Raw genomic sequence first — 18175 nt, forward strand, 5'->3', positions numbered from 1 at the left:
GTAGGTCCTGCACCCGATGATGCTATGGCTTCAGTGTGCTCCGGTAATCCGGTCGTCCCCCAGGAGAGTGCCGGGTTTCCTTGCGGCGGAGCCACGCGCGAAACGCCATACCCCGGAGCTCCTCGCCATGGTCGAGCGCGTCGGCTGATCGACAGGCGTTGTCGCAGTTCGGCGGGCGGAGTCGCACTCCGCCGGCCGGCGACGTCACGGGGAGACCGTCGCCCAGACGACTTTGCCACCGTGGGCCGGTATGGCGCCCCACCTCGCGGCGACCGCATTGACCAGCATCAGCCCTCTCCCGCCCTCAGCGATCGGAAGTCGTGATCCCTCGTGGGTGGAGGCGACCAGACGCGGATAACGGGTGTCACCGTCCCGGACAGCGAGATGCAGATCCTGGCCGCGCCGGAGCACGGTGAGCACGAAGTCCGTGCCGGCGTGCTCGACGGCGTTGGCGGCCAACTCCGACATGACCAATGCGGCGTCCTGTCGCAGATCGAGCAACTGCCAGCTTTGACAAGCCAGCTCCACCAGGTCACGGGCCGCCCGCACGGAGACCGGCGCCGGCGCCAGGCGAGTCTGCCACCGATGACTTCGTCTCAGTCTGCCGACGACCGCGGCCCGCGCCTCACCCATCGTGGCGAACAGCGGCAACGGGTTCCCGTCGTGATGCCGCAACCGGTAGCCGAGCATCGTCGCCGGTGGGATGCACAGCGCCAGAATGACCGGCAGCGCGCCGCCCCGTGCCATCCGCTGCACCCCCAGCCAGTACCGCAAGCTCAGACCATGCAGATCACTGAAGTCACGTAGATCGATGATGATGGCCTCGGACGGGCCGGCGAGGCAGTGTCCCAGTCCAGCGGTGATCTTCTCGCCGAGCTGCTGTGACCAATGGCCGTGCACCTTGATCTCGACCACGGTGCTGCTCGCGTCGGCGACGACACCCACCGACACCCCGTGACGGTCGGTGACCGCGGCCACCAGATATGGAGCTCCCTCGTGCCGTTCCGCGGCGGTCATCGGCCGATGTCGCCCGCACCTAGGCCGGACGGGAGGAGGCGCCGCACACCCGGAATGACGTGCGCGGGACGGGTTACAGAATCCACGGCTGCTCCAGTGCACCTACTCAGAAGTGGTGCGCCGCCTGGGTCTGGAGCAGCGAACGACGATGGGACACCGCCGTTACCCCACGATATACCGGGAGTTTGATGATCGCAGCTGCGATTCGGCACCTCCGCGATGCCCATACCACGACGGCCGAGGTCATTCCGCCGGGCCGGGCTCGTCATCGGCGCCGCCCACCTGACCGAAAGGCCGCATGCCGGTCAGGTCGGCCAGCATCCACACCGCGTCGGATATCGCCACCACCCGCACCCGCAACCCGCGAGCGGCGGCCCGATCCTGAAAGCCGATCAGTGTTCGCAGCCCGGCCAGATCGCAGAAACTCAACTGGGAGAGATCCAGCCACAACAGATGCCCTGGTTGGTCGAGTGAGCCCATCAACTGCTCGGTCACCGTGGCGTCCACGGGCCGCGCCAGTTCACCCGACACGACGACCAGGATCACTCCGTCGACCGGCGGATGCACTGTCACCCACGACTCCGGACCGTGGTCCGACACTGTCATCGTGAGCACCGCCTCGCCACCACCGACAGCGGGACGCCGGTGACGGCCGTCCACCGCTGTGACCTTCGGGACGCCTGCGAGACCTCGACACCCCGACGGCACTCCGAATCGTAGTCCGGCTCGGGACGCAAGCCACAACACAACGGGCGTACAAGATGTCCGGCGACCCTCACCACGTCGCGCTACTGTGACCTGCATCGTGTGGGCATCGCCATGACCGCACCATGCGCACAGATCCACGGACTCCGTTCATCCGTGTCGAAACCGCTGCCCCGGACCCTGGTGGCGCTGCCAGCCATTCGAGGAGCAGCGATGCACCAGCACAGCGCCGACGGTATCGGCAGTGCACGTTCGGGCCATGTCTGGGACCTGATCCGCACGTACGGCCCGGATCTGACCGGGTTGTGCCGCGCGGGCTCGGCACTCGTACCGGATGTCACGGGAATCGGCCTCTCGGCCGGACCGGTCGACGACCCGTTGCCGCGGGTCCGATTCAGCAGCGACCAGGGCAGCGCCAGTATCGAGGACGCCCAGGAGACATTGGACGACGGCCCGTGCCGTGACGCCACCACCACCCGCCGGCCGGTGCGTGCCGCCGATCTGAGCGACCCGTGGTGGCGTGAGCACTGGCCGCGGTTCACCCCGGCAGCGCTGCGCTCCGGCGCACGGGCGGTGTTCGCTCTGCCCCTACACGCCGGCGGGGTCCGGTATGCGGGAGCCGTCGACCTGTACCGGCGTACACCTGGTGATCTCTCCCGCGCCGACCAGGCCGGCGCGGCGGAACTCGCGGCCGCAGCCACCGAGTTGCTCACCCTGGAACGTCTCGGCTTGGACTGGACCGGCGCCTTCGCTGATGCCCGGCTGGATGCCTCCGGGGCGGGCACGCCGAGCGTCCGGACCTCGCAGCGGTACGACGCCACTGCCGCCGTGCCGCCTCTGGTCCACTGGTTCGACCAGGCCTCGATGGCACGGGTGCGCATCCGGGTCCACACCGTCAGCACCCGTCACGGCCTGGCCCGTGCGGACGCGGACCGATTCGCGCTGGCCGTACACGAGACCATGGCCAATTCCGTGCAGCACGGCGGGGGCCTCGGCCAATTGCTGCTGTGGGGCCGCAACGGTCGCCTCTGGTGCGAGATCAGCGACCACGGCGCCGGCATCGGTACGGCCCTGCGATCCGCTCACGCACACCGTTCTCGAACCGGCGCCAGGCAGCGGCAGGTCACCGGATTCCAGCTCATCGAGCGCGCTTGCACCAGCATGGATCTCACCACCGACGCCACCGGCACCCGGGTGAGGCTGAGCTATCACAACGACGCCGGCGGCTCCGGACACCGCTGAGAAGGCCATGGTTACGGCCGCGCCGCGTCACCGCCGGAAGCGCTGTTCTGCCCATCGGGTCATTCAGGCGTAGTCTGACGAGTGTCGCTCCAGACTCCGGCGACGTGGAACCCCTATCGGCGGGCAACGTTCGGAGTGGAGACGATGGTCATCATGAAGGCGACGGTCGTCGCTGCGCTCCGCGAACGCGGCCAGCGGATACGAGCCGATTTCGTCGAACGCGAGTTGCCGGACCACATCGATACGTCACGTCATGGCGGACTGCTGGCCATGCTTCGTCTCGACCCCTCCACACTGGTCGAGTCCGGCCAGGAGTGAGGCGCGGCACCCGCTCCTCGGTCGTGGGATCCAACAGGACGAACGGCGCTTCCGGTGTTGGTGGGCCGGCACCGTGTGAGGCCCCGTCACGGGATCCGCGGCGGGCCGACCAACAGAGGGCACAGCTCATGACGATCAAGTACGGATTCCTCAGTACCCATCCGCCCACCCGCTGTGGCCTGGCGACGTTCAACTCCGCGCTCGCAGCCCACCTCGGCCGGTCCGACGCCGCGGTCGGCATCGTGCGGGTGGCGGCGCATGGCGACGACCTCACGCCCGGGGCCGAGGTGGTGCACACGTGGATCGCCGGAGCACCAGCCGGCTGGCGCGACAGCGCGGAAGCGCTGAACGGTTTCGACATCGCCGTCGTCCAGCACGAGTACGGCATCTACCCCGGCCACGACGGCGGCGAGGTCCTGTCCGTGCTGCGCCGGCTCACCGTGCCGAGCCTCGTCGTCCTGCACACCGTGCTCAGCCATCCCACCCCGAACCAGAAGTCGCTGCTCGAACAGATCGTGGCGGCCGCCGGCGCGGTCGTGACCATCACCCGGACCGCACACGACCGGTTACTCGACGGCTACACCGTCGACGCCGCGAAGATCTCGGTGATCCCGCACGGCGCCTCCGACTACGCCGGCCCGTCGAACCTCCGGCACCCGCAGGCACACCTGCTGACCTGGGGCCTGCTCGGGCCGGGCAAGGGAATCGAATGGGCCCTGCGCGGCCTGGCCCGGCTACGCGACCTCCGTCCCGCGCCCGTCTACACGGTGGCCGGTCGAACCCATCCCAAGGTCGCCGAACTCCACGGCGAGGAGTATCGCGCCGAACTGCACAAACTCGGCGCGATTCTCGGCATCGCGCACCAGGTGCGCTATGCGTCCGCCTACCTCGACGACGGGGAGCTCGGCAGTCTGATCCGCTCCGCCGATGTCGTCGTGCTGCCGTACGACTCCACCGAGCAGGTCACCTCGGGCGTCCTGGTCGAGGCGGTGGCGGCACGGATCCCGGTCGTCGCCACCACCTTCCCGCACGCGGTGGAACTGCTCACCGACGGCCCCGGCCTGCTCGTCCCGCACAAGAACCCGGCGGCGCTCGCCACCGCCGTCCGGCGCATCCTCACCGAACCCGCCCTCGCCACCACGTTGCGCGACCGCAGCGGGCACGCCGAACCGGCACTGCGCTGGCCCGCTGTCGCCCAGCGTTACCACGAACTGGCCGCGACCCTCGTTGCCGACCGCCACCTGACCACCGTGGCCGGCAAGTGACCACGAGGACCGTCAGCACGACGCGGGAACCCGACTCGGCCCGGTTCTCCTCCGTCGCCTTCACCCACCTGGCCCGGCTGACCGACGACACCGGCCTCTTCGAGCATGCCCGGCACGCCGTCGCCCGCCGCGAGCACGGCTACTGCACCGACGATGCCGCCCGAGGGCTGGTCGTCATCGGCCGCGAGGTCGACCCGTCCGCCGAGGCGCTGCGTCTCGCGGAGCGCTATCTGACGTTCCTCACGCACGCGCAGGACGCCACCGGCGCCTTCCGCAACCGGCTCGGATTCGACCGGGTCTGGTCGGATGAACCCGGTCTCGGGGACTGGTGGGGTCGTGCCCTGTGGGGTCTCGGGACCGCCGCGGCACGGTGCCCGGCCCCGTGGATCCGCCGGGAAGCCGACCACGCTTTCATCCAGGGCGCCTCCCGCCGGTCCGGCAGCCGACGGGCCATGGCCTTCGCCGCGCTCGGTGCCGCCGAAGTGCTCCGCGCCGACCCCGGCGACGAACCGGCCGCCTCGCTCCTGTCCGCTGCCGCGACGGTGATCGGGCGGCCCGGGTCCGATCAGCACTGGCCATGGCCCGAGGAACGGCTCACCTACGCCAACGCCGCGCTCGCCGAGGCGCTCATCGCCGCCGGCGATCTCCTGGACGATCCCCCGGTCCTGGCCGACGGCCTGCGCATGCTCACCTGGCTGCTGGACGTGCAGACCAGCGACGGCCACCTGTCGGTACTGCCGGCGACAGGCTGGCGACGCGGAACCCCGCGGCTGCGGTACGACCAGCAACCGATCGAGGTCGCGGCGCTGGCCGACGCCTGTGCCACCGCCGCCGCCGTCACCGGCGCTCCGGCCTGGCATGCGGGTGTACACCGATGCATCGCGTGGTTCCTCGGTGACAACGACATCGGCCGGCCCATGTGGGACGCGGCGACCGGCGGCGGATACGACGGGCTCACCCCGACCGGGCCCAACCTCAATCAAGGCGCCGAATCCACTCTCGCCCTGATCGCCACCTTCCAGCGCCGCACCTCTCTCCCCGCCGTTTCGTCGGCCGGGTGACGGGGTATGACGGATGTGATCGAACCTCGTGTCGTGGCCACGTCGCCTACGTGATCACGGCGGCCGTCCAGACTCCCGCGGCCCTTCTTCGCCGCATCCGATCGTCTGCCCAGTGTGATCTCGACCCAGTGTGATCTCGACTCACCATTCACGGCCGACAGGATCCAAGGAGTCACCCCATGAGCAACGACGTCGTCATCGTGTCTCCGCTCAAGGCGGCCTGAAAATGGCCCTGGTGTGGGCCGACATCGCCCGTAAGCAGACGCTGGGCCGGCTCGCCGTCACCCGGCGAGGTTGGACACCACCGCCGTTCACGGCGGATCCCGCGCTCGGTGGGTCCCCGGTCATGCTGGTCGAACAGGCCCCGCCGGTGGACGACCGACTACCGGACGGCGTACGGATCGCCGGCGCCTGGGCGTGGCGCGTCATTCTCTTCATCACGTGCGCCTACCTGCTGATCCGGGTCGTCAGCCTGCTGCAGATCGTGGTCGTCCCGATCGCGATAGCCCTGCTGCTGGCCGCACTCCTCGAACCGGTGTCGGCCGCCCTGCGCCGACGGGGCGTCAACCGCTCATTCGCGGCCGGACTCGTACTCGTCACAGGTCTGCTCGTGGTCTTCGGTGGTCTCACCCTGATCGTGCAGACGGTCATCTCGCAGCTGGACGACCTGAGCGCTCAGGTCGGTGACGGCATCGCCGAGGTGCAGGGCTGGCTGTCCCAGGGCCCCCTTCACCTGTCCCAGAGTCAGCTCAGCGCCGGGCTCGACCGGTTGCGGACGGCGATCACCGACAACCAGGGCACGCTGACCTCCGGGGCCTGGAACACCGCCACCACGCTCGGTGAAGTCGTGGCCGGTTTCCTCCTCGTGCTGTTCACCCTCTTCTTCTACCTGCGTGACGGTGGACAGATCTGGACGTTCGTGTGCCGCATGCTGCCGCGCGCGGCCCGGCTCCCCGCCGCCCGGGCCGGGCACTACTCCTGGCACACCCTGGTCTCCTACGTACGGGCTACCGTGCTGGTCGCCTTCGTGGACGCCGCCGGTATCGGGATCGGTCTCGCCATCCTGCGCGTCCCGCTCGCTCTGCCGCTGGCCGCACTGGTCTTCCTCAGCTCGTTCGTCCCGGTCATCGGCGCCACCCTGTCCGGCACGGTCGCCGTCCTGGTCGCGCTCGTCACCGTCGGTCCGATCAAGGCGCTGATCGTGCTGGGTGTGGTCCTCGCCGTCCAGCAGATCGAAGGCCATGTTCTGCAACCACTGATCATGGGGCGTGCCGTCGCACTGCACCCGCTCGCCGTGATCCTGGCGATCGCCATCGGCGTGGTCGTCGCCGGCATCGTCGGCGGGCTGGTCGCCGTACCGCTGCTCGCAGTCCTCAACACCGCCATCCGATATCTGTTCAGCCATCCGGGCGGCGAGCCCACCCCGGACCGCGAACCGCCGGGGACCGAGCCGACCGAGCCCGCCGTTCCCAGCGGGGACCCCGCACCGACCGAAACACCCATCGAAAGCGGGCCGTCACGATGACCGTAATCACCAGCCGCACCAACCGGGCGCCCCGATCGGCGGTCGTCGTCAACCCTTCCAAGATCGACGACTGGGACGGACTGCGCAGCACCGTCGACGGCACGCTGGTCGGGGCCGGCTGGCCCGCGCCGCGATGGTTCGAGACGACCGAGGACGACCCCGGGCTCGGCCAGACCCGGGCGGCTGTCGAGTCGGGCGCCGAGGTGGTGTTCGTCTGCGGCGGAGACGGGACCGTGATGTCCGCAGTGTCGGCGCTGGCCGGTACCGAGGTGTCGATGGCCGTCCTGCCCGCCGGCACGGGCAACCTGCTCGCGGCCAACCTCGGGCTGTCCACTGATCTGGCCACCGGTCTCGCGGTCGCGCTGGAGGGCGGGCTGCGGCGCCTGGACGTCGGCACGCTGGACGGCCGGCACTTCGCGGTGATGGCGGGCATGGGCTTCGACGCGCACATGCTCGACGCCACCTCGGACACCGCGAAGAAACACATCGGATGGCCCGCGTACGTCCTCGGCGCCATGAAGCATCTCAAGGACCGGCCGATGCGGGTCACCATCCGCATCGACGGCGGCACGCCGATGCGCCGGCGCGCCCGGTCGGTCCTCGTCGCCAACGTGGGCCGGCTGCAGGGCGGGCTGAGGCTGCTGAGCGAGGCTCAACCGGACGACGGGGTCCTGGACGTCGCCGTCCTGACCCCTGACACGCTGCGTACCTGGATGGCGCTGGGGTGGGGGCTCCTCCGGCGCACCGACCGGGTTCCCGCACTGGAGGTCTTCCGCGGCAGCCGCATCGAGGTGCTCAGCAACCGGCCACAGCCCCGCCAACTCGACGGCGATCTCATCGAGAGTGCCGACCGGCTGACTGTCGAGGTCATGCCGCAGGCGCTCTGGTTGTGCGTGCCCGAACCGGCCGACCACCCCGACCTCAGCGTCGACGCCGCCGCAGCCGCCGACCGTGCGGGCGCGGCTGTCTCCCGATCGTCGAGAACGACGGTGACGCCATGACCCTGCGCCCGGCGTTCCTGTCACCTGCCGAGCGGCCCGAACGCGCTTCGTTCGACGGCACCTGGTGGCCCCAGTCGCTCGACCTCGATGTGGAGCTGCGAGCTCTGCTGCCGATGCTCGATCACGTCCGTGGACCGGTGCGACGGCTGGTGCTGAGTGCCGAGGGCTGGGCCAACGGTCCGGACCGGGTGGTCGTGGACGGCGGTACGGTCGACGTCGACTATCCGGCCGACCGGGGACCGTGGACGATGACCGTCGTCTGCGTCGACGGGGGCACCTTCACGATGCGTGTGGTTCCGCCTGGCCCGAGTCGTGCGGCTCCGGACGGCCCGAGTCGTGCGGCTCCGGACGGCCCGAGTCGTGCGGCTCCGGACGGCCCGAGTCGTGCGGCTCCGGACGGCACGGAAGCAAGGCTGGAGACGGATGCCTGGGAGACCGAGGGCGGCGGTCTCGGCCTGCCGCGCTTGCGAGCAGTCTGATGTCGCACGCCGGCGCCCGGCAGCTCGTGCACCGCGTGATGCCCGAGATCGGCGTCCTTCACCAGGTCATTCGACTGGGTCGACACTCGGCCGGGAGGGAGTACCGTGGAGAAGTCGATCCATAACGCTCCGGACCCCGGCGTTCATCGTGCTGATTCAAGATCCGGAGCCCGGTCATGACTGCGTCGATCCGCATCACTTCTCCCACCACCGTCCATCCGCGCGACGCGGCTCGGCGGTCCTGATGAGCTACTCCGACGTCATCGATCTCATGCTGGAGCAGCATGACGAGATCCGACGGCTGTGTGCAGGCGTCGAGCGCTCACGGGGTCCAGAACGAGAGCGGCGGTTCATGGAGCTGACTCACCTGGTCCACTTGCACGAGCGCAGCGCACGAAAGGTCGTGCATCCGGCCACCCGTAACCTCACCGCCGTCGGAGACATGGTCGGCGCGGCTCGCCTGCTGGAGGGCGCCGCCATCGAGCGATCCCTCACGGCGCTGCACGACCTCGGCACCCGCCACCCGGGTTTCGACAGCGGATTCGCAGCCCTATACCGGGCGATTCTGGAACACGCCACCCGCGAGGAACTGGACGAGTTCCCGATCCTGCGCGTCCATGTGCCGATCCAGCGATTGCACATGATGGCCGGTGAGCTGCACGACGTCCAGGTCATGGACGCCGCCTGAGCCACAGGGGCCCACCAATCGGCTAAGGCTCGAATCAGCTACTCATCGCGCCGGCGGTGTCCAGGTGCCGCAGCGCCTGGCGGTACGGCTCGATCAGGCTGGGTCTCCTCATAGGGGACACCGATATCCGCATGCAGCGCGCCCGGACCCTGATCACGTCGTGCGAAGTGAGCATCCGTTGGCGCGGAAAATCCTCGTTGCCGGTCGGATGCGGCAGCCCTCGTGGTTCGGCGCAAACCTCATCCGAGGTCGGCCTCAAAACCGCGCGATGTACCGCGAAGAGGGCGGCAGCTTAGGCGAAACCCCCGGTCCAATCAGTCGTATTCGCTGCCGAGGTGGTGGCGGCGTACGGCTATCTCCGCTGCCGCGACGGAGTCTGCACAGCGCGCGGGTCGAGGCGGTCCTCAACGATGTCGCCAGCCACGTCGCTGAGTCGGCGATTCGTGCGCCGTGCGTAGGCGCGGAGCAAGCTGAAGGCATCATGCATGTCGATCTTGAGGCTCTCGAACAGCATCCCCTTGGCCTGCTCAATGACGATCCGGCTGTTGAGGGCGTGCTGCAGCTGTCCGACCATCTCATCTCGTTGATGAAGGGCTCGCTGTTGTAGCAGCCCGATGGTGGTCACGTCGGCGAGCGCTTGCCCGAGAGATACGTCGTCGGCGGCCATCGGGCCCGGATGGGCCGTGAACAGGTTGAGCACGCCGACGGGCTCTTCGCGAAGTCGCATGGGAAGGGCGTGCGCTGCGCGGAAGCCGGCGTCGCTGGCGTGCCTGCTGAAGTTCGCCCAGCGAGGATCGACGTGGTGGAGATCGTTGTCGGACACCGACTGTCCGGTAGCGAAGCACTCGACGCAGGGCCCGGCGGCTGACTCGATCTCCAGCAACTCGATCAGGTGTATCCGCTCCGCTGAGGAGGCCATCACGCGGAGGTTTCCACGATGGTCGGTGACCATGATCCCGGCCGCGTCTACGCTCAGCAGGTCCACACACCGGACGGTGAGCGTGTGTAGATAGTCGACCATGTCGAAGTCTGTGGTGAGCGTGTCGGCGAGCTCGACGAATGCGGCGCTCACAGCCTGTTCCCGGGACATGTTCACCGCTCCTCCGCCGACGGGGCTCCGAGGTGCTGTCATGTCAGGCGTCCAGCTCGTCGAAGCGGAGGCGGCGCTGCACCACCTCACGCGCGACGTCCTCGACAGGCCGGCCTGTCGCAGAGGCATAGGCGCGTAGCTGGACCAGTGCTTCGGCGATGTTGACGCCGAGTTGGACCTTCACGACGCCGGTGGCCTGATGCACCACGGGCGGATCGCTTTCATCCAGACTCGGTGTGCCCGGCGTGTCGCGGTCGTGCGCCTCGATGAGCATCGCCTGGGTCGTTGCGCTGGCGAAGGTAAGCACATCCGCCAGCTCCTCGCCCGCGAGGATGCCCGGGTCACTGCGGTGCAGATCCATCACACCCACCCGCGCCCCGCCGACCTGGAGGGGGATCGCGAATAGCGCCCGCGCGCCCGTCGCGAGCACTTCCGGGAGGAACACCGGCCAGCGCTGCGCCCATTTGTTGTGGCCGAGATCGGCCGCCAGGACGGGCTGCCCAGCGGCGAAGGCATCCACGCAGGGGCCCTCACCTAAGACGATCTGCAACTGCTCGATCTGTTCGCTCGCCGTATTGCTGGCGTATCTGATGCGTGTCGCCGCCGCTTTCGCCATCGCGGCGACGCCCACCCCGGACACCCCGGGCAGGTGGGCCACACAAGCATCACACATGGCGTCGACGTCGCGCCCATAGGTGGCCAGCAGTTCCGCCACTCGCACTGGCCGTTGTCGTCCGCCAGCCGACGGCCCACTGATCAACGCGACGCCCGATCGTGGAGGGCTCCGCAGCGCGGAGGCAGTCCGCTGTCGCACTGCGTTGGCATGGCGCCTCCGATCCTCAGCCCGATCAATCCGTGACCGCGTCGAACTCATCCGTCGATGTCGGCATGCTTTCCCACTGGTAGAGCGGGTCGGCGCCAGTCTACGCGCTGTCGGCGGTCATAACGGCTAGCCTGGTCGGGGGCCGGGCATGACGACGGTCAGACCCGTGTCCGGCGCTCGCCATCAAGACGACCGCGATGTGCGGACCTGGCTACGACTCTCCGCATAGCGGCCGAGGATGCCGAGAGCATCGCTGGTGCTGCCCTCATCGAGAAGCAGGCCGATCAGCTGTCTCTCGGCGTCAAATTGAGCCACTCAAGGTCAAACAGTTCGCACCGGGTCCCGAAACTGGCGGGCGCCCAAAGCCACACGGCGCTGACAAGCCGGACGACCCCATCTCGATTCGGAGCCCAGATAGCGGCTGTTCGAGCTGATCCTGCACCGCGGCCTCCGCCACGGTGAGGCCATCGGGCTACGCGACTACGACGTCGACCTCAACGAGGCCTACCTCAGCATCGTCGAACAGATCACCACCGTCGGATACACACCCGTCATCCGCAAGGTGCAGAGCGACGCTGGCGACCGGATCGTTCCCTTAAGCCCGCAACCGCTGGCAGCAGGTCAGCGGCGACAGCTGGCCGGACACGGGCCTGTTCTTCGTCCGCCCTGACGGACAACCCTGGCATCCCCAAACCATCAGCGACCGCTTAGACCACCTCGTCACCAAGAGCGGCCTACCACCGGTACGGCTCCACGATCTCCGGCGCTGCGCCGCCACACCTACCTACGCCACGGCGGCGCCGACATGAAAGAGATCCAGGAGGTCTCGCCGTCCGACCCGGTCAGCCTGCCGCGCTGTACGCCATGCTCGCCGACCTGGCCGACCAGAACGGCGTCGTGCCCGAATGGTTCGCGGAAGCCGCCGCACAGGCCTGGACCGTGAATCTGCGGCACCGGCCGGTTCGTGGCGCGTTGCTGGTCCGGCCTCCCTCGACACTGCCCGTGACGTACTGCCGCGCCTCATGGGAGATCAACCTCGGCTGCAACTTCGCCTGCGAGCACTGCTACATGGAGACCCGCCCGTTCGCCGGCCTCGACCTGCCCGAGAAGCTGCACCTGATCGAGACCCTGCGAGACATGGGCGTGCTCTGGTTCCAGATCACCGGCGGCGAACCCCTGATCAACCCCCACTTCGCACCGGCCTACCGCGCCGCCCACGACGCCGGAATGATGCTCGAAGTCCTGACGAACGGCTCCCGCCTCGCTCGGCCGGAAATCCTCGATGTCTTCCGGGCCTCCCGCCCGCACAAGATCACAGTCTCGATGTACGGCGCGAGCCCGGAGACCGCGTACGCCCTCACCCGGGCCAACAGCGCGTTCAAGAGCACCTATACGGGCCTGGTGGCCGCCGCCGACGCCAAGCTGCCGGTCGAAGTCACGATCATCATCACCAAGCACAACATCGACGCGCTGGAGGAGATGCGCGCCCTGGTGCGCGACCTCGGACTGGCGTTCAAGGAGTTCGGGTCGATCTCGCCGACCTACACCGGCAACGGCTCGACACTCGACTCGCAGACACCCGGTTACCTGGACAAATCCGCGATCTTCCGGGGTTGCCCGGCCGGACACACCAGCTTCCACGTCGACCCGCACGGCAACGCGACCATGTGCAAGGTCGGCCGCGAGAATCCGATCAACATCATCACCGAAGGGCCGCAAGGCCTACTGCGTCTGCCCGCGATCGCAGACGCCCAAATGCTTCGCACCGGTGGATGTTCCGGCTGCACGCTGTCGTCCACCTGCCGGGTATGCCGACCGATGGCCAAGGTCTACCAGGCGGCGAAGGCACCACTGAGTCACTACTGCCAGCACGGGAACAAGGAGTAGACATGAGCCCGACCCCGGTTCAGATCACACGTCATCCCGAAGCCATCGCCGCCCCGACAGCGGCGCTGCCGCCGACCCGCCGGCCGGAGCCGACCGGCATCGTCATCACCACGGTCGACCAGATCGTCGCGGGCAACCAGCGCGGCTGCGGCGACGACAACCCGTACAACTGACGTAAGACACTGAACGATTGCTCCGGACCGCTCCTCGCGCCATGGGCGGGAGCGGTCCCGAGCCTCATCCACCAAGGATTGAGCTCGTGCTGCTAACACGTCTCGCATACGGGCAACTCCCGGCCTCCGTTCGTCGCCACATCCGGGAGATCATCGGCCTGGTAACCGCCGCAGACGCCGCGACCGAAGGGCTCAACAGCTCCGTTGCTGCGCGGCTGCGAACAGCCGAGAGCCGCTACTTCCTCAAGGCTCTACCGGTCGATCACCGCTGGGCCTGGACCCAACAACGCGAGGCGGAGTTGGCACCTCATCTCGGCGCTGTCGGCGCCGGCCTGGTCGCACGGATCGTTGAGGACGGCTGGGACGTCCTCATCTTCGAAGCCCGCAAATCCCGGCATGGCAGGCGGCAACTATGGAAGGCCTGACGGCCTTCGCGGAAGCCAACGCATGGATGTGGGCAGAGATCAATGCCGGAAGCACCGACCCCTGGACACGCGAAATCACGGCGGCGGCCGAGGCCTGGAGCCACTACCGGCGAAGACCTCAACCAACTCGCTGACCTGGCACCGACCACCCTCGGCTATCTGTTTCAGGGACCGATCGTGAACGGAGACCCCCGATGCCCCTCTTCGCTGAAGGCACGACCATCACCCGCCGCGACGTGCTCGACGGCAGAGTCTGGACCGCAGCCCCGCACCGCGTGCTCTCCGACGACGGCACCCGGCTGATCCTCGTCACCTGGCCCGGCACAGTCGGTTACACCCCAACCACGTGGATCCAATGGTTCACCGAAGGCGACGAAGCGGCCCGCGCGCAAGCCGTCGCCGACCTGATCGGCGGCGGAGGCGAGCTCGGCCGCTGGACATGGCAGGACACCACTGTTGTGACCTGGGTCGGCCTCGACCCGGACTTCAGCTTGCAGCGCTACCAGCCGGTCGACGGCAGCCCCTCCCACTGGAAGATCAATTTCGAGCGGCCGGTGACCCGCACGCCGGACGGCATCGACACCTGCGACCTGCTGCTGGACCTCATGATCGACCCGAACGGCGCGACATGGCAGTGGAAAGACGAGGACGAGTACGCCGAATTCCGGCGGCACGGCGTGATCTCGGAGACCGACAACAGGCGGGTCCAAGCGGCCCGCGAACGGGCCGTCGCCTTCGCCGAAGCGCGCCAGGGACCACTGGCCGAGGACTGGTCCGCCTGGCAGATCCCGGACGACTGGCCCCTTCCGCAGCTGCCGCCGGATGCCTTGGAAACCGGCAGTCGATAGCAGTTTCAGACCACCACCGCTGCCACGACTTTCATGAACCGCCGTGACTACCCCTCTACTCGTTATACCCGTTAGGGGCAGGGCCGTGACCCTGCGCGGCGAGGGAGACTTCAGTGGATTCTGCTGTGGACAGCACTACGCCGGAGCAGTTGCGGACGGGCCTGACAGCGCAGCTGGTGGAGAAGGGCTGGATCCGGACGCCGGCGGTCGAGGCCGCCTTCCGAACGGTGCCCCGGCATTTGTTCGTACCGGACGGGGTTTCCCTCGCCGACGCGTACGCCGACGAGATCGTGGTCACCAAACGCGGCCCGGACGGCAAGACGAGGAGTTCCGTGTCAGCACCCTGGGTTCAGGCCTATGCCGTGGAACAGTCCGCCCTCCAGCCGGGCGCACGGGTCCTCGAGATCGGCTCCAACGGGTATCAAGCGGCGCTGACCGCCGAGATCGTCGGCCCCGGCGGGCACGTCGTCACCATCGACATCGACGCCGACATCACCGACCGAGCCCGTACATGCCTCGACCAGGCCGGGTATCCGCAGGTGCAGGTCGTGCACGGCGACGGCAACATCGGCCACCCGCCAGCAGCCCTCTTCGACGCCATCATCGTGTCCGTCGAAGCCGGCGACCTCGCCCCCGCCTGGATCGAGCAACTCGCGCCCGGCGGCAGGATCATCGTCCCGCTGCGCATGCGCACCGTGACCCGCTACCTCACCCTGCAACGATCCGGCGATCACCTGGTCGCCACTGGGGCGCTGCAATGCGGCTTCGTCGCGATGCAGGGCGACCGCAGCCAGCTCGCCCGCCGGGTACCGCTACGCGGCAACGACATCGTGCTGCTGCTCGACGACGACCCGATCGGTGTGGACACCGGCGCCCTCGCCACAGCGCTGGCCACACCACGGGTGGACGTGTGGTCGCCGGTCACCATCACGATGCACGAGCCGACTGCGTTCGAGAATCTGCATCTGTGGCTGTCCAGCCAACCGAGGCCGTTCGGCGCCCTCGCCGTCGACCGGGACGCCACCCGAGGGCTGGTGGACCCGCAGGACCGGTTCACCTGTCCCACCCTGCTCACCACCGACAGCTTCGCCTACCTTGCCATGCGCAAAATCGACGACAACAACTGGCAGTTCGGCGCCCACGGATTCGGCCCAGACGCCGCCGACCTCACCAGCGACCTGATCGAGCTACTCACCGTCTGGGACCACGATCACCGGCACAGGACTGGCCCGGACATCACCGTCTACCCCGCCGGCACATCCCCCGACGCAACCGAACGACTTCAGCTACTCGTGCCCCGGCGTGACACCACGATCGCCGTCACCTGGCCAACATCGGAGAACTCACGATGACCGCCGCACAGCGCGAATCACCGGCCTCGGCCTGCACTGCTCGTCGACCCGAACGCTGGCAACCGCGTCGTCTTCGCCACCCGAGCCGGCACAGCCACCTCACCGGCGTAGCGGCCGAATTTCGGCGGCGGTGCAAACCACGGATGCCGGATGGGAATGGCCCGGCCCTGACGGAGCCGAGCGATCACACCGCCGCGGACGGAAACGCACTGGTCAGCACCGGTAAAGACCATCACCGGATCACCACATCCCACATCCCACATCCCACATCGCGGGAAAATTAGGCCCAAAACTGGGAAACAAAAATGACCGTGGGCTGCGCTTCCGCAGGTCACGGCCATTTTCAGGAAGTGCGCCCGAAGGGACTCGAACCCCTAACCTTCTGATCCGTAGTCAGATGACTAGTGGTCGTGGGTACACTCCGTAACCTCCGGGCTCAAAGCCGATCCGAAGACATATTAGCAGCTCAGAGCGACTCTACATTTCCGCAGGTCCGGGCCGAGTGCATGATTCAAGCCCTGCACTGATCGACAGCCACCACTAAAACGTGCTGATGCGGTCACGCCCGTGCTGAACCGGTCGCCGACATCCGATCACCACCGGATCACCACGTGACACCGTCACACAGCGTAGAACCCGCTTCAATCAGCGCTGCTCAGGGCGAAGTGGCAACGCCCCTGCTACCGAGGCTACTGCGTCGTGACACCCGCCGTTGCGACATGCGATCACCTGCGGATCACCATCCTCGACACGGCCGCGGCCCATCAGCCCGAAGCGCCGCCAAACTCCGCTGCTGACAGACCGCGAGGAACCATCTGATCCATAGCTCGACGGCCGACACGGAGTCGACTTCGTATCCTCTGATCCGTAGACAACTAGCTGTCACAAGTACGCTGTGCAACCTTCCGGCCAATAACAGTTTCAAAGACATTATCGTAGCTCAGAACGACTTTGCACTTTCGCTAGTCATCGAAATGTGCATGCTTCAGGCGCCCCGGGATAGATCGCCGCCACTCGAACGCGCGATTTTAGACCCCGCCCGCATGGAAACCATCGCCGAAATAGATCATCGACGGAGCACCAAGGAAGGCTATCGCTCCGCGTCGAATTCTTTAGGTCAGCTTCGGTCAGCGCGAAGCGCAAGCATCCGCCACCGCGAATACGCCGCCATAACACCCACCGTGGCGACATGTGAACACTGACCGATCACCGCCCTCAACGCTGTCGAGACTCGCAGCCCAGCGGCGCGGCCAACGTTCGCCACGCTCAGCTGCCGCAACCGGAAAGCATCTGATCTTGGTTCGCGTTCGAGCCGTTTCTAAGCGCATGTCCGCCTCGACGACATCGCATCGCTACACAAAACTATGAGGCGCCCGCAATACAACGCCGACGCAACCCGGCTGATGACATCGCCGCCGATGTCCTACGCCACAAGGCCAACTGCGCCGACTAAAGGGCCCGCACGCCGTGTGGATGCTATTCGTCCCACATGCTACCGGGCTGCCTGCAGTAGATATGCTAGCTCGCGGTCGGATGCTAGCGCGCCTCTGGCCTCGTTGGAGTGACACGCCAGTCGGCACGGATGGAAAGGTTGCCGTAGCCTGATGCGGTCTACACAGGCACTTTAGAAAGGGGCCGATGCTCTAGATGGCGACATCCAAAAGTCAACTCCCCGTGCCGAGGCTCGGCGCATTGCTCCTGAATCCACCGCAAGGCGTGGATCACACCGCCACTATCTCATGGCGAAACCTTCAGGTGGCTTTGCCCATCGTTGGCTGTGACAGTATGCAAATCGCCAACCTGTTCACCATGGCCACTAGGGACTTATTAGAAATAAACAAGTTTGGCGTCGAACAGCAGCACTGGTTAACAGCGCGTCCCGCCATCAAATCCGTGGTTCGATCATGCGACGAGATCCTACTCGCATGGGGGGTTGGAAGTGGATTTGTGGGCAGAACACGTCAGCACTATCAGTCCCAGGTAAGATGGGCCCTTGATCAAATAGCACAAGCCGGCCATGAACAAGTGTGGACGGTCCTTGGACTACCGCGACATCCATCACGCTGGCGTCAATTCACCGGTCCGGAACGAGCAATTGCGTCTGGCGCGAACTTCCAGGACAGACTCGAAACCGTCCTGCGGCGAAGCTACATCGCCGACGTTAGAGGTCTTGGCAAGTAAAGAGATTGACTAGGTTAATAGCCCGACGGCCAATATGGCTCCAGGGTCGCGGTGACCAAGCGAGAAACTAGTCTCTATCGCCAGACAATCCTGCG

At 67.2% G+C, this 18175-nt stretch carries 18 protein-coding genes; 14 read left to right on the forward strand and 4 right to left on the reverse strand.

The features are described from left to right. Positions 1–204: 204 nt before the first annotated feature. Both EP757_RS09835 and EP757_RS42745 read right to left on the reverse strand, forming a co-directional pair. On the reverse strand, positions 205–1017 hold the full coding sequence (locus EP757_RS09835) for an ATP-binding protein (protein ID WP_127544086.1): 813 nt from the start codon (positions 1015–1017) through the stop codon (positions 205–207). A gap of 243 nt (positions 1018–1260) precedes the next feature. Further along, positions 1261–1563 carry an STAS domain-containing protein gene (locus EP757_RS42745; RefSeq protein ID WP_160165776.1) on the reverse strand — a complete coding sequence of 101 codons (303 nt, stop codon included), beginning with the start codon at positions 1561–1563 and terminating at the stop codon, positions 1261–1263. A gap of 372 nt (positions 1564–1935) precedes the next feature. On the opposite strand from EP757_RS42745, the gene EP757_RS09845 reads away from it, so the two are divergent. The 8 genes from EP757_RS09845 (at position 1936) to EP757_RS09880 (ending at position 9301) form a co-directional block, all read left to right on the forward strand. Then, positions 1936–2964, forward strand: coding sequence for an ATP-binding protein (locus EP757_RS09845; RefSeq protein WP_160165777.1), 1029 nt, complete (start codon positions 1936–1938; stop codon positions 2962–2964). A gap of 153 nt (positions 2965–3117) precedes the next feature. Beyond that, positions 3118–3282 carry a hypothetical protein gene (locus EP757_RS09850; protein WP_162521010.1) on the forward strand — a complete coding sequence of 55 codons (165 nt, stop codon included), beginning with the start codon at positions 3118–3120 and terminating at the stop codon, positions 3280–3282. 128 nt (positions 3283–3410) lie between these two features. Next, positions 3411–4547 carry a glycosyltransferase gene (locus tag EP757_RS09855; RefSeq protein WP_127544094.1) on the forward strand — a complete coding sequence of 379 codons (1137 nt, stop codon included), beginning with the start codon at positions 3411–3413 and terminating at the stop codon, positions 4545–4547. Beyond that, complete coding sequence (locus tag EP757_RS09860) at positions 4544–5608, forward strand: glycosyltransferase (RefSeq protein WP_127544096.1); 1065 nt, start codon at positions 4544–4546, stop codon at positions 5606–5608. The genes EP757_RS09855 and EP757_RS09860 overlap by 4 nt, the downstream gene beginning before the upstream one ends. A 226-nt stretch (positions 5609–5834) precedes the next feature. Continuing rightward, the gene (locus tag EP757_RS09865; protein WP_127544098.1) at positions 5835–7133 is read left to right on the forward strand and encodes an AI-2E family transporter; all 1299 of its coding nucleotides are present in this window, start codon (positions 5835–5837) and stop codon (positions 7131–7133) included. Next, positions 7130–8134 (forward strand): diacylglycerol kinase family protein, encoded by a 1005-nt coding sequence (locus tag EP757_RS09870; protein ID WP_127544100.1) that lies wholly within the window; start codon positions 7130–7132, stop codon positions 8132–8134. The genes EP757_RS09865 and EP757_RS09870 overlap by 4 nt, the downstream gene beginning before the upstream one ends. Continuing rightward, complete coding sequence (locus EP757_RS09875) at positions 8131–8613, forward strand: DUF5994 family protein (RefSeq protein WP_127544102.1); 483 nt, start codon at positions 8131–8133, stop codon at positions 8611–8613. The genes EP757_RS09870 and EP757_RS09875 overlap by 4 nt, the downstream gene beginning before the upstream one ends. A 352-nt stretch (positions 8614–8965) precedes the next feature. Further along, positions 8966–9301: a hypothetical protein gene (locus tag EP757_RS09880; protein ID WP_127544104.1), complete on the forward strand. Its 336-nt coding sequence runs from the start codon at positions 8966–8968 to the stop codon at positions 9299–9301. A 352-nt stretch (positions 9302–9653) separates the two neighbouring features. On the opposite strand, the gene EP757_RS09885 is transcribed toward EP757_RS09880, so the two are convergent. Together EP757_RS09885 and EP757_RS09890 are read right to left on the reverse strand one after the other, a co-directional pair. Continuing rightward, a complete protein-coding gene (locus EP757_RS09885) occupies positions 9654–10391 on the reverse strand; it encodes a GAF and ANTAR domain-containing protein (RefSeq protein WP_127544106.1) in 738 nt (245 codons plus the stop codon). Between the two features lie 43 nt (positions 10392–10434). Further along, on the reverse strand, positions 10435–11106 hold the full coding sequence (locus EP757_RS09890; RefSeq protein ID WP_160165778.1) for a GAF and ANTAR domain-containing protein: 672 nt from the start codon (positions 11104–11106) through the stop codon (positions 10435–10437). 972 nt (positions 11107–12078) lie between these two features. Here EP757_RS09890 and EP757_RS09895 point away from each other — a divergent pair. The 6 genes from EP757_RS09895 (at position 12079) to EP757_RS44770 (ending at position 18080) form a co-directional block, all read left to right on the forward strand. Further along, the gene (locus EP757_RS09895) at positions 12079–13101 is read left to right on the forward strand and encodes a radical SAM protein (protein WP_127544109.1); all 1023 of its coding nucleotides are present in this window, start codon (positions 12079–12081) and stop codon (positions 13099–13101) included. A gap of 2 nt (positions 13102–13103) precedes the next feature. After that, positions 13104–13274: a hypothetical protein gene (locus EP757_RS42750; protein WP_160165779.1), complete on the forward strand. Its 171-nt coding sequence runs from the start codon at positions 13104–13106 to the stop codon at positions 13272–13274. Positions 13275–13360: 86 nt separating this feature from the next. Beyond that, entirely contained in the window at positions 13361–13699 is a 339-nt protein-coding gene (locus EP757_RS09900) for a hypothetical protein (protein WP_127544111.1), read from the forward strand. 194 nt (positions 13700–13893) lie between these two features. After that, positions 13894–14547, forward strand: coding sequence for a DUF402 domain-containing protein (locus tag EP757_RS09905; protein WP_127544112.1), 654 nt, complete (start codon positions 13894–13896; stop codon positions 14545–14547). A 113-nt stretch (positions 14548–14660) separates the two neighbouring features. Next, a complete protein-coding gene (gene fxlM, locus EP757_RS09910) occupies positions 14661–15899 on the forward strand; it encodes a methyltransferase, FxLD system (protein WP_127544114.1) in 1239 nt (412 codons plus the stop codon). Between the two features lie 1647 nt (positions 15900–17546). Then, entirely contained in the window at positions 17547–18080 is a 534-nt protein-coding gene (locus EP757_RS44770; protein WP_127544116.1) for a DUF1643 domain-containing protein, read from the forward strand. Positions 18081–18175 lie beyond the last annotated feature (95 nt).

Origin of the sequence: Actinoplanes sp. OR16 (assembly GCF_004001265.1) — a bacterium.
GTDB lineage: Bacteria > Actinomycetota > Actinomycetes > Mycobacteriales > Micromonosporaceae > Actinoplanes.

Bases quoted from the DNA above. Each gene is read 5' to 3' on its own strand.
- EP757_RS09835 (WP_127544086.1), bottom strand. From the start codon at position 1,017: ATGACCGCCGCGGAACGGCACGAGGGAGCTCCATATCTGGTGGCCGCG.
- EP757_RS09845 (WP_160165777.1), top strand. From the start codon at position 1,936: ATGCACCAGCACAGCGCCGACGGTATCGGCAGTGCACGTTCGGGCCAT.
- EP757_RS09850 (WP_162521010.1), top strand. From the start codon at position 3,118: ATGAAGGCGACGGTCGTCGCTGCGCTCCGCGAACGCGGCCAGCGGATA.
- EP757_RS09855 (WP_127544094.1), top strand. From the start codon at position 3,411: ATGACGATCAAGTACGGATTCCTCAGTACCCATCCGCCCACCCGCTGT.
- EP757_RS09865 (WP_127544098.1), top strand. From the start codon at position 5,835: ATGGCCCTGGTGTGGGCCGACATCGCCCGTAAGCAGACGCTGGGCCGG.
- EP757_RS09870 (WP_127544100.1), top strand. From the start codon at position 7,130: ATGACCGTAATCACCAGCCGCACCAACCGGGCGCCCCGATCGGCGGTC.
- EP757_RS09875 (WP_127544102.1), top strand. From the start codon at position 8,131: ATGACCCTGCGCCCGGCGTTCCTGTCACCTGCCGAGCGGCCCGAACGC.
- EP757_RS09880 (WP_127544104.1), top strand. From the start codon at position 8,966: ATGGAGCTGACTCACCTGGTCCACTTGCACGAGCGCAGCGCACGAAAG.
- EP757_RS09885 (WP_127544106.1), bottom strand. From the start codon at position 10,391: ATGTCCCGGGAACAGGCTGTGAGCGCCGCATTCGTCGAGCTCGCCGAC.
- EP757_RS09895 (WP_127544109.1), top strand. From the start codon at position 12,079: ATGCTCGCCGACCTGGCCGACCAGAACGGCGTCGTGCCCGAATGGTTC.
- EP757_RS42750 (WP_160165779.1), top strand. From the start codon at position 13,104: ATGAGCCCGACCCCGGTTCAGATCACACGTCATCCCGAAGCCATCGCC.
- EP757_RS09905 (WP_127544112.1), top strand. From the start codon at position 13,894: ATGCCCCTCTTCGCTGAAGGCACGACCATCACCCGCCGCGACGTGCTC.
- EP757_RS44770 (WP_127544116.1), top strand. From the start codon at position 17,547: ATGGCGACATCCAAAAGTCAACTCCCCGTGCCGAGGCTCGGCGCATTG.